The organism is Candidatus Erwinia dacicola (genome assembly GCF_001756855.1).
Lineage (GTDB): Bacteria > Pseudomonadota > Gammaproteobacteria > Enterobacterales > Enterobacteriaceae > Erwinia > Erwinia dacicola.
Genome location: NZ_MAYS01000217.1, coordinates 1 through 10,894, shown reverse-complemented (window position 1 = coordinate 10,894; position 10,894 = coordinate 1). Strand labels below are relative to the sequence as shown.

Sequence of the window (10,894 nt, the reverse complement as noted above, 5' to 3'; positions counted from 1 at the left end):
AAACTAGGGTCTATTCAGTCGCGCCGTTATCGGAGACCTTCATGCCGATATTCGGCAAAAACTTGCTGCGCGCAAAGGCCAGGACCGGACAGAGGAACAACAGGAAAACAGTGCTGAACTGTCTTTTGAAGAGGCTGTCTAACTTGCTGAAAGAAATGCGGCCATCCGTGGACAACTGTACAGTCTTGAAGAAATACGGCAGATGCTGGTTATCCGGAAACGAATGATCCTGGTACTGGCATATTTAATTTTTCTGGGTGGCATGTTTACCCTGATGCGTACATCCATGTTGTTTGGCATTGGTATGTTAATTTTCTCAGCATCGATGATGTTGTTTGCCGTGCCGGTACAGTTCCGTATGTGGCAAATTGACAACCGGCGTTTAAGCAAAAGCGAGAAGGGGGGATTTGCTGATTTTCGGGCTGAAACAAACTGGGTGCGCGATACGCTGAATCCGCGCCTGAAATCACAGGTAAGCAGAATTCTTCTGACGGCTCTGCTCGTTATTTCCCTGGGTGCACCTATAACAGGCCACGCTGAGAATCTTGATGATCTGACAACGGCAGCCGATCGCGGTACCGACATTAGCCGGCAGGCAATGGTGACGCTTTTTGGCCAGATCGTGAATGACCCTTTGAACGGTATTCTTGAGGACGGTGGGGACAGCCTGGTGTCTCAGGTCCTCAAAGTCTTCAGTTCTACACTTCTCATCGTGGGTACTGCCATGGGCGGTTATATCATTCTGAGGAAGACCAGCCAGACAGCGCATGATGGTGTGTTTCTGGATAAGGACCAGGCATCAGTATGGATGCCTATCCGCGTCCTAGCGGCATTTTCACTGTTAACACCACTACCGAATGGCTGGAGTCTGAGTGCCCTTCTCATGCTTTACGCCGCGGCAAAAGTGGGTGTAGGCGGGGCGAATATTGCTACTGACCTGACTGTAGATGCGTTTATGAATGGGCAGTCATTTGTCCTGCAACCTGCTGCGCCTTCTACTGTCGAATTATCGCGTTCACTTTTCGAGGCGAATCTTTGTATGTTCGGTATCAATGCCAGCCTCGATAACCTTAACTCTGTCGGCGGTTTTTCTTCTGCCGGTGACTATATCAACCAGTCAGGTTTGGCCGGGGACAATGGTTTTATCCTCAAGTCGCGCAGCTATACATGTGGCGGGGCTACAATCGCTGTAGAAGAGGAACAATCATTACTGGCCAAACTCGGCATTTCAGCTGACGTAGACATTAATGCGATCCGAGAAGCTCATGCTACTGGCCTTAATGAAATGCAACGAGCTCTGCGTGATGGCGCACAACAATTCGTAGACGGCGTACTGGCTCGTCAGCAAGACGAAAACGCCAGCCTGGTAAACGCAGAAGCGATTATCCAGAACGCCAGTCAGATTTATGAAAATAAGGTAACAGCGGCTATCAGGTCATCAAATATCAATAGCCAGCTGAAAAATCTTACCAGCCAGGTAGGAGAAACCATCAAAACTGAAGGCTGGATGTCGCTAGGGAGCTGGTACCAGACTTTAGCCGTTGCGAATAATCGGGTTGGAAATACTGCTGCGGCCAAAGGATCGGCATTTGGTGCATCAACCGGGCAACGTCCAGCTGTTGATGATGAGTACCGTCTCGTTATGAGCGCATATCAGGCCCAACGCTCAGTGACTGACAATTCAAGTGCTGGAGTTCTGACAGCAAAATCATCATACGAAGCTAACAACATTACTGACGCCTCAAGTTTCCTTGGATACGTATTTAATACAGCAGGGCAATCTCTTACAACCAATTTGATCAATTTGTCTCAAAATGACTCCGGACAAGTCAACCCAGTTATTGCTATGAAAAACCTTGGTGATTACGTCATAACGAGTTCAGAAGCTGGAATACTGAGCTTCGCCGCAATCAAAGCTTTCATGGCAGGGGCAAACGAATCACTTCTTGGAAATGTTGTAAACAAGTTCTCTGGGGTAGGCAAAGCAATTGAGTCATTAGCAGAATCTCTGGGTGTTTATATTAACCTTAGCTTTATAATGTTAATTGGATGCGGGATAACATTAGCAATTTACATTCCGCTGATGCCGTTCTTGATATGGCTTGCTGCTTGCGTTAATTATTTCGTTATAATAGGAGAGGCGATTTACGCATCTGCTTTATGGGCCTTTGCACATTTACTAGGTGATGGTGAAGGTATGGGGCAAAAAACGACCCATGGTTATATTTTTATTTTAAACCTAATGTTCAGACCAACATTAATGGTTGGAGGATTTTTATTAGGTGGCGGTATAGTTATCATTGGGGGAACGTTACTAAACAAATTCATGCCCGCGGCAATGGCTAATGCTCAGTTTGATTCAGTAACCGGAATAGCAACTCTTATCGGATATTTAGTTTTATATTGTGGAACAGCTATAGCGCTCGTCGGCTCTTCATTCTCATTAATTAATGTTGTACCAGATCAAGTGATCAACTGGGTTGGAGGACACATGGGTCAAAGTCTCGGTCGAGATATGTCTGACAAAGCTGGACATTCAGTTAACGTTCTGGCTAATAAAACTGAAAATGGGCTTAATTCAGGAACTAGACAACCTCGAGCAAATCCTTCTGGTAGTTCTAATGGTGCAGCACCCAAAATAGTATAAAATAACGTTTCCTAAGAGGGGTATTTATTGCCCCTACTTAGAATTTGTGCTATTTTAAAAGTAGTTAAATACCCTGAGGCCATTAAAATGAAAAATAATTTAAAAACTGGCGTAGTGGAAGTTATTACAGGTAATGCTGTCACCTTTAAATTCGGCGATAAGCGTGAATACATTGAACTAAATGATGAAGTAACATCAGGACTGTCTATCGGCGACACAGTGAGAATCGTTTATACAAACGGTCGCATGGTTCGTGTATTTAATGTTTCAACTGAAATCCTGTACGAAACAGACGTAAATCTGACCAGGTCTGGTTACACAAAAAAACTTAGCCTCATTTTCATGATTACATCTGTAATTTGCGCCATACCGATTATCGGAGCACTCATTGGATTAGTGCTAATTGCCGGCATCATCGGCTCTTCCATCAAGTATGGAAACAGCGTACTAGCAAAGGTTACTGCTCTGAGCATTGCCACTGCGATAGCCTATATTGCCGTTGCAACAACCCTGATGATAAACGGACATTTTCTGCTGTCATTTATTGCATGCACAGTTGTTGTCTACGTAGCGCTAACCTTAGCTTCAAAAATTCAAGATTCTGAAGCTTTGGAACTCAGCAAAGTTGCCGTTGCTGATGATCATTGTTTGAATTTCAAAGCAGTAAACTTATAATGTCGTAAATCCGTCGCACAATCGACGGTCGGGCTTGGAACCCCGTGATGCATAGTACAGTCCCCAGCAATGGCGGGCTGGGCGTGGCGCTACTTGTAGCGGCCGGTAGTGCATCCGGGTTCCAAACCATGTTCAGTTCGCCACCAATCCTGCTTGGAACCAGTTTTGGCGCGCTTAATGCACTAATATTTGGGACTGAAACCTATGCAAACACATATCACCTGCGGTGATCACCGCAATTTCACATTCTCCAATGATATTCAAATCAAAGCCGGCTTTCACCTCACCGTATTCATTGCTGACAACTGCAACATAACCGCAGGAGCTGAATCTTACATACAGTGCAGAAACAACTGTGTTGTTATCGCGGGCGACAACAGTAGCATTGATACTGGTGCTTTTTGCAACGTTATCACTGGTTCGGATTCAACGGTGACCGCAGGACCAGGTACATCCGTCGCTGCCGGAGAAGGAACCGAAATTCGCTTTCAGTGGTGGTGCGGCAATGACCTTGAAACGACGATCGGGAAAATTGGAGAAAAGGGCCTGATGCCAGCTGTTAAGTACCTCATTGTTGATGGCCGCATAACAGCCATTAATTAGCCTGGCGTACTATCACCAGTTCGCCGTTCATGCAGTCAATTGGTAAATCGGGGGTCCCTCTGGGTTCCGATTTAGTGGTTGACGGCGATATCTTGAAAAACCCTTTTTATGGGGGGTAGAACCCGCAAAGAGCCTACCCCCATGCTGAGCCAATCATCGTTTTACCTTACACCCGACCGACATAGCCACCATTACCAGATATTCCCACGATAAGTAAATTCAAAAAAACTGCCAGTGGTTCTGACAGTAACAGTTTCATTTGGTAGTTTAGTACCATCTGTTCACTGGACGTCATATGAAACCGCGATTAACTTATCCTAACTTGTGAAAGGGAATTAATTATGAATGGGAACATTGAATTACTTAACTACAGCCAAGAAGCGTTAAAGTTTCTTAATGAAACCGAACGAAATATCTCCCGGATATTTCCTTTGTCAGCGTATGTAATACGGAAAGTCGTAGATCTTGTTTCAGAAAGCACAAAATTTATATTACCAAATTGCGCCGATTTTATAGACGTCGAAAGTTTCAGCCAAACTCATCTCGATTTAGCTCGCCTACCTTATCCGGTAGTAACCTTTGAAATTCCTTGGGTAAAATATACTCCGTTAAAGAAATATAAAGATTTCCCCAATACACTTTCAACCAAACGAATTGCTTTGTGCATCGATTATTCAGATGAGCACAAACAACTATGCCCTGTTCCCAATCTCGATAGACTATTAGAAAGCTTTCCGCAGGGTGGTGTATTAGTATTCTCAATTTACTTCAATGATCACGATAAGTCGTGGATCTTATGCCAGGGTGGGTCCTTTGTTCCTTATGATAATCATCTTGAAAAGCTAAGTGACGCGAAACTCAAATTACTACCTGCATCGGTCCTGGCCACAGAACAACTCAAATCCGCTGACCAACTCCCAGAGAAAAACCTGACACAGTTTATCGTTGAGCCATTCATCGCATTGCCAGAGTTCGCAAGCGAAATGGAGAGAGCCATGGGTGGTCGTGATAAACTGTTCGCAGATATCATTCTGAATACCCGCGATGAAGTTTTTGCTTACATTGGCGCATGCAGCCTTCTTAACTGCGCTAACGTCATCATCGAACCAGTCAATGCAGCCACACCGGATGGCTTGAGAAAACTCCCACCATCAGCTCGTAAGAAGCTTAAGCCAGCTCCTAAGCCTAAGTTTGAATACAAGGTTCTTCAGATCTCAGATGAAAGAACGAGTCACACTAAGTCTTACGCCGGTGCGACAGATGCTACACCAGGAACCCCAAGGCGTACCCATCTCAGAAGAGGTCATATAAGGCGGCTCAAGGAACGAGTGATCTGGGTCCGACCGGCGGTCATCAATCCGGGGAGCGCCGTAGGGGTTATCAGCAAGGATTACCAGTTGAAGACGTCTTGACCTGGTATAGCCACCACGAACGGGGTCAATGAGTGCTTAAATGGCCTATAATTGGGTACTGACTGGAGGTTCGTATGTGTGGCCGCTTTTCTCAATCGCTTAGCCGTGAAGAATATCTTAGCGTGCTTACCGGTGACGTCGACAGGGATATCCCTTTCGACCCAGCGCCTATAGCTCGATACAATGTCGCGCCTGGGACTAAGGTTCTGCTCCTCAACCAACGTGGAGGAGCGTTGCATATCGATCCTGTCTTGTGGGGTTACGCACCACCATGGTGGGATAAACCGCCATTAATTAATGCCCGCTTTGAAACATTTACCTGGCATGCAGTCTCACGCGCCGTGGGTAATGTTAAGAACCAGGGCCGTGAGCTGATCGAGCCAGTTCTCAGCCCAAATTGAAGTAGATAGCCATCCTCTCCTGATCATCCATGCAAGCTAATCCCGCATTTACTTAATTTCAATGGTGGGCTTTACCTATTAAAGTTAGCTTCACACCTGCGGCAGAAGCAAGCTGCGCCAAAGTCGTAATTGTTGGGTTACCCTTTTCAGATAATGCACGGTATATACTTTGCCGGGCTAATCCTGTCTTCTTGGCCGCTTCGTTTATGCCGCCCCTCGCTTCTAACACGCGACGTAACGCTATGAGAAAACCGCCTAAACCACCTTCCTCGTTAATATCTTCGAGTGCGGTCTTTAGGTACAGTTCAGCATAATCAGGATCGGCGCGTAACTCCTCAATCATGAGTTTGTCACGGTCAACTGCCGGTGCGATTGCGACCGCCTTGTTGGCGGTCTCCATTTTATTCGCTACTGTCATTTTTTCGCCCTCGCTTTAAAGTCTTTGAGGTATCCAACTGCTTTATCCAAATCGGCGTCCTGCGTTCTTTTCGTGCCGCCGACGTATAACAGGATGATTTCACCGTCTTCTATCGAGTAGTACACCCGATAGCCTGGTCCATAATCAATTCGTAACTCCCAGACGCCATCCCTTTCAAATTTATGATCGCCAAAGTTACCCGCTTCGGCCCGGTCTATTCTGGTGTCTATCTTCGCCGCGGCGATACGGTCTTTTTTCTTAAGCTTCGTCAACCAATCACTAAACGGTTTATCGCCATTTTCATCCTGGTAGAACTGAGATTTATACATCCAGTTTCCCCTTACTCCCTGATCATGTCTTATTGTCACTTATAAGAGACACAAAATCAAGTAAATGTCACTTAAAAGAGTCAAAATGCTTAGCGCTTGATTCTCGCGTTTTTTTCGTATACGAAAATTTCGTTCTCGAGTAGTGCGGCATGTATCCAGCCAGCTGCTGTCAGCCGGTCCAAAGCAGGGGAGAGCGCACACAGCTTTTCAACATAACCTTCTTTAGGCAATGACTTCCCGGAACGTACCTGGATAGCTGCAACGCCAGCCCACTCACTTTCAGTTCCGGGAACCCAGCCAGACTTGAGAAGCAGATTCAGCATTGCTTGTGCCGCCCATGCAGGTGACTTTCCTGTACTGGCCCAGTCTGTAAACGTGTTTCCCGGGAGCACACGAGGCTCATTAAGTAACCCGACACTAACAGCCTCATTAACAACCTGCTCAATGGCCAGAGCCGGTGATAACCCGCACCGTATTGACCACTGCTTTGCTATCTGCATGCGGAAACTGGCAGCAAGTGTTGTAAAATTTCGCATAACTTAGTCTTCTTCCACTTCAATACCATCTTCAAGCGTTATACCGTGCCAATCATCGGCCCAGCTGGTGAATCCTGGCGAATCGATGCTTGGCATATGTACGCTTGCAGTGTGATAGCCTGCGTCACACATATCGCTCATCGCGTCCAGAACGTGTGGCGGTATATCGTCTGGTACGGTAAGCGATGCCAGCGCGATTTCCAATACGCGCTTATTCATCAGTGCTTCAATTCGGAGGCTATCGTTAACCTGCAAATCTGGCTTTATTCGCGAAGCCTTTGCAGCGATGTGCGCGATTAACTGCTCTTTGGTGAATTCCATCATTCAATCTCCAGCATGCGGCAAAGCTTAATGACACGACGCGGATCTGCATTTGGTGTGATCGGGTTAACTGTAAACAAGTATCCGCAGCCAAATTTATCTACATCACGCAATTCTTGTTCATCAGTCCAGGCCACAGAATTGGCTTCGAGCGATGCCAGCACCATTCTCAGAGCTACCAGGATGTTGCTGTCGCTTCATCCAGCCCAAGCCATGGGTCGTCATGGCGAGCTTCAATATCGGCAATTTTTTGCTGCAACCATTCTCTGGTAAGAATACTCATGGGTTAGTCCAGCCATTTAATTTGTTGGAAGCGACTTAGGGCGCCATAGTGAAATTTCGGAGTGCCAACGTAAGTACGAGTGTGCCGCTTGCCAACCACTTGGCACATATAACCCCACCCTTTCCAAAACTGCTTCATATTAGCCATGCCCAGATTCCTTAAATTTTGAAGATGTACTGAGGACAATCTATGCAGGGCGGCAAATACATGCCACCCCTCGATAATCACATAAAATCAGGAACCCATTTAATTCCATCGATTAGTTGCTCAGCGCGCTTAGCTGCATCACCTTTTTTATAAGCCATAAACTCGTCTTTATTAACGCTGACGCCAGCCTGAGTAAGTTGGTCGATCATTCCTTCTTTCTTGAGACGGCTCCATAAGTTTTGAGCCGTAGGTTTCCAGTACTCATGAATATCGAAGTTCATTGCAAATTCGAGTTTATGCAGTTTACTCTTCTGCTTGGGTTCGTACTGAGATACGGAACCGTCCAGCGTCACAGCGACACAAAAAGCCTGTAGCTCAAGTAACTGGTCTGTTCCTAATGAAGTCAACAGAGTGAAATCGTCTTCCCAACCTTTAGGAAGTGATTCATACCACTTGGCTTTGGCCAATCTCAGTTGTTTGACTGCCTCACCATCTTCGCAACCAGGGGCGGCTTCGATCATCGTGCGAGTTGTTTCCTGAATGGTGAAGCAAGCTGGATTCTGATGATAACCAGCGCTGAAAACTGACAGAGCAAGCTTTTGAACGGTCAGAGCCAATGCAATTTCCGGCTTTTGCAACAAAACAGCCTGGACTGCCAGAGTGCGTTCACATGACAGTGATCTGGCCAACGCAGCTGAAACTTGCGTGACAGGAACCACCGTACCGTCAGTTTTTACTTTTACGGCTTTGTTTTCTTTACTGGCTTTATCAACAAGCTTCATCAACCCACGCGTAATAACAATATCACCATGATAGCCAATTGAAACAATGACGCCGCGCTGTGATTTATATTCCTGGGTGAACTCGGCCACATCCAGTATTTCGAATTTCTGTTGTTCAAGCTCATTACGCTCTTTTGATAAAGGACGGAGTGCTTCCCATTTTTCATCACCTCGGAGTTCCTCGGCCTCCTCCATTGCAAACTTAACATTTTCGAGCTTATCGTAAATAGTATCTAAATGATTCTGCTGTTCTGAAGTAAATACGTAATCTTCAAGCTGAGGCTTCGGGAATTCATAACGTTTAGAATCATCCCCCCAACTCTCAAGACGCTCCTGACTACCGTACCAGCTCCATCCTTCATTATTAGCGACTTGCTCAGCGAGCACTTGCAATTTGTTCAGTGCCAACTCCTGAACAAGTGAAGGATTCAGAATATAACCACCATGACTCTCATGCTGGGTGAAGAGATCATGTTTAATTTCACCACCTGCATCACGGTAAGCATCTATACCAACGACCTTGATATATTTATTATCGCTTATAGGCTCTTCTTCATTCAAAGCCAGACGACGCAAGTCCTTCGGGTTCTTATCATAAGAAGAATTTTCCCATGCTTTTAACTGGAGGTCGTGGTCGTCTGTAATGCTCAAAGCAATTAACTGATTCAAGGAAATTTTATTATTCTTCAGTAGCTGCATTAACTCAGGAGCCATGTTAGCCAGCTTCATCAACTTCCTGACATAGTGAGCTTTATAGCCAAACTTGGCTGCAATCACTTCTACTGAATCACCATTATTAGCAAGTTCGTTGACAGAGACGATCAGGTCTGAAAGATGCATATCTACGCGGTCATTGTTTTCAGAGACTGAAACTACAAGCGCATCAGCTTTATCAATGAAATCAACACGCACAGGATAATCGTCATCAATTGTACCAACACGATGGAGGTAATCAAGAGCCATAAGTCTACGCTGACCTGCGGCGACAAACCAACAGCCCTGCTCAACTTCGTCATCGCTGAACACGATTAAGTTTTGTAAAAGATTACGCGCTGCTATTGATCTCGCAAGACTAATAATACCGCGTTTAAAATTCAACGTATCAACATTATGTTTGCGGGCATTAATGTGATGCCTGACGCAGTTTTTTATATGGTACTGTAGAAGAAACAGTATTATTTAATATGTTAGCTCTCCTTTGAGAATGGCCAGTGCCGGAAGTGAACAACAATGAATCCGCAATGGACATTCATTTGTTATTTCAATAATGATATTATGCCAGGATAAAACATTAAAGACAACCAAATACAGCACATTAATTAATATTTATTTCCATGACATAATACACTGAAGATTCCAAATTAGATTTTTGTATTCCTTTAATCAGTCAATAACTAAATCGGGGGGCCCTCTGGGTTCCGATTTAGTTGTTTACTGAAGTTTTAGAAATAACCTGTTTATTGGAAGTGGTCGCCCACAGGGAGGCCACCCCCATACCAGACGGATTTAATCTTTTTATAACTTTGCAGTCGGAATTTCGTTCCACCTCGTCGTATATGCTGGCGACAGCATTTCTCGCTTCATCTGCCACTCCGGGGCAATGCCTCGACCGGCAAACCAGACTTTGCCTTTACCGGAATGGTTGATCCCATCCAGAACCTTCATCAGCTCGTCGCTGTGCTCACGTGGCTGTACTTCGTCAAAAAGATTCAACTGGGACACTCCACATGGAGTGAAGTCGTTCAACATCACGCCAGCTTTGGCATATCGATGCCCATCTATCCAGATACGGTCCATGGCCTTCACAGCGGCGTTAATAATGTCACGCGTATCACGGGTTGGCAGGAGAAGTTTTTCGCTGGCCACGTTGCCGTAATAAGTTTCGTTGACGGCGAAAGGTGAGGTTTTGATAAAGACCGAGATGTGCCGGCAGAGGTCGAGTCCGTCAAGGTGGTGTAAATTCAGATCCAGCCTTCCGGTCCGGTAATATGTCTGTTAAGCGCTGAGTGGCAGCGCCTCGATCACATCGTTTTCAGCGGTCTGCTCTATCTCCGCCATGCTGTGCTGCGGCAGGTAGCGGTTCTGCAACAGCCATTCTTCGTTCTGCTCCGTCAGCACCGCACCCAGAAGCCGGGTTATGCTCTCTTCGTTGGGGAAGATACCCACCACGTCGGAACGCCGCTTCACCTCTTTATTCAGGCGCTCCAGCGTGTTCGTGGAGTGGATTTTCACCCGGTGCGCTCCCGGGAACCCGAAGTACGCCAGCACCTCCGCCTCCGCTTCGTCCATCATCTCTGTGACGGTAGAGTCTTAGGACGTGGTGTAAATTTGGAAGGATGG

10 protein-coding genes and 4 pseudogenes are annotated in these 10,894 nt (G+C 46.0%); 6 read left to right on the top strand and 8 right to left on the bottom strand.

Translation table 11 applies throughout. From position 1 onward, the window contains the following. From BBW68_RS19135 to BBW68_RS06810, 6 genes and pseudogenes are all read left to right on the top strand, one after another. Positions 1-227, top strand: a 227-nt coding sequence (locus tag BBW68_RS19135) for a hypothetical protein (protein ID WP_222563071.1), incomplete at its 5' end; no start/stop codon positions are given. Beyond that, entirely contained in the window at positions 224-2,647 is a 2,424-nt protein-coding gene (locus BBW68_RS06830; protein WP_186821295.1) for a DotA/TraY family protein, read from the top strand. The genes BBW68_RS19135 and BBW68_RS06830, both read left to right, overlap by 4 nt. 87 nt (positions 2,648-2,734) lie before the next feature. Continuing rightward, a complete protein-coding gene (locus BBW68_RS06825; protein WP_070134550.1) occupies positions 2,735-3,322 on the top strand; it encodes a hypothetical protein in 588 nt (195 codons plus the stop codon). Positions 3,323-3,526: 204 nt separating this feature from the next. After that, positions 3,527-3,925: a hypothetical protein gene (locus tag BBW68_RS06820; protein WP_070134549.1), complete on the top strand. Its 399-nt coding sequence runs from the start codon at positions 3,527-3,529 to the stop codon at positions 3,923-3,925. Between the two features lie 341 nt (positions 3,926-4,266). Next, a complete protein-coding gene (locus tag BBW68_RS06815; protein ID WP_070134548.1) occupies positions 4,267-5,337 on the top strand; it encodes a hypothetical protein in 1,071 nt (356 codons plus the stop codon). 74 nt (positions 5,338-5,411) lie between these two features. Beyond that, a pseudogene (locus BBW68_RS06810) lies at positions 5,412-5,711 on the top strand (SOS response-associated peptidase family protein); the annotation flags it as partial. A gap of 85 nt (positions 5,712-5,796) precedes the next feature. Here the strand turns inward: BBW68_RS06810 and BBW68_RS06805 are convergent. From BBW68_RS06805 to BBW68_RS06775, 8 genes and pseudogenes are all read right to left on the bottom strand, one after another. After that, positions 5,797-6,138 carry a helix-turn-helix domain-containing transcriptional regulator gene (locus BBW68_RS06805; protein WP_083264830.1) on the bottom strand — a complete coding sequence of 114 codons (342 nt, stop codon included), beginning with the start codon at positions 6,136-6,138 and terminating at the stop codon, positions 5,797-5,799. A gap of 14 nt (positions 6,139-6,152) precedes the next feature. Further along, positions 6,153-6,485: a type II toxin-antitoxin system RelE/ParE family toxin gene (locus tag BBW68_RS06800; RefSeq protein ID WP_070134546.1), complete on the bottom strand. Its 333-nt coding sequence runs from the start codon at positions 6,483-6,485 to the stop codon at positions 6,153-6,155. 89 nt (positions 6,486-6,574) lie between these two features. Beyond that, positions 6,575-7,021: a hypothetical protein gene (locus BBW68_RS06795; protein ID WP_070134545.1), complete on the bottom strand. Its 447-nt coding sequence runs from the start codon at positions 7,019-7,021 to the stop codon at positions 6,575-6,577. 3 nt (positions 7,022-7,024) lie between these two features. Next, positions 7,025-7,147: pseudogene (locus BBW68_RS20595) on the bottom strand (hypothetical protein); the annotation flags it as partial. A 194-nt stretch (positions 7,148-7,341) separates the two neighbouring features. Then, positions 7,342-7,509: a hypothetical protein gene (locus tag BBW68_RS18790; RefSeq protein WP_186821296.1), complete on the bottom strand. Its 168-nt coding sequence runs from the start codon at positions 7,507-7,509 to the stop codon at positions 7,342-7,344. A gap of 340 nt (positions 7,510-7,849) precedes the next feature. Beyond that, positions 7,850-9,652, bottom strand: a complete 1,803-nt coding sequence (locus tag BBW68_RS06785; protein WP_070134543.1) for a ParB/RepB/Spo0J family partition protein — start codon at positions 9,650-9,652, stop codon at positions 7,850-7,852. A 417-nt stretch (positions 9,653-10,069) separates the two neighbouring features. Beyond that, a pseudogene (locus BBW68_RS06780) lies at positions 10,070-10,486 on the bottom strand (DUF4113 domain-containing protein); the annotation flags it as partial. A 63-nt stretch (positions 10,487-10,549) separates the two neighbouring features. Further along, positions 10,550-10,846 (bottom strand): annotated as a pseudogene (locus BBW68_RS06775) (transposase); the annotation flags it as partial. Between the last annotated feature and the right edge of the window lie 48 nt (positions 10,847-10,894).

Bases quoted from the DNA above. Each gene is read 5' to 3' on its own strand.
- BBW68_RS06795 (WP_070134545.1), bottom strand. From the start codon at position 7,021: ATGCGAAATTTTACAACACTTGCTGCCAGTTTCCGCATGCAGATAGCA.
- BBW68_RS06825 (WP_070134550.1), top strand. From the start codon at position 2,735: ATGAAAAATAATTTAAAAACTGGCGTAGTGGAAGTTATTACAGGTAAT.
- BBW68_RS06830 (WP_186821295.1), top strand. From the start codon at position 224: ATGATCCTGGTACTGGCATATTTAATTTTTCTGGGTGGCATGTTTACC.
- BBW68_RS06800 (WP_070134546.1), bottom strand. From the start codon at position 6,485: ATGTATAAATCTCAGTTCTACCAGGATGAAAATGGCGATAAACCGTTT.
- BBW68_RS18790 (WP_186821296.1), bottom strand. From the start codon at position 7,509: ATGGTGCTGGCATCGCTCGAAGCCAATTCTGTGGCCTGGACTGATGAA.
- BBW68_RS06820 (WP_070134549.1), top strand. From the start codon at position 3,527: ATGCAAACACATATCACCTGCGGTGATCACCGCAATTTCACATTCTCC.
- BBW68_RS06805 (WP_083264830.1), bottom strand. From the start codon at position 6,138: ATGGAGACCGCCAACAAGGCGGTCGCAATCGCACCGGCAGTTGACCGT.
- BBW68_RS06815 (WP_070134548.1), top strand. From the start codon at position 4,267: ATGAATGGGAACATTGAATTACTTAACTACAGCCAAGAAGCGTTAAAG.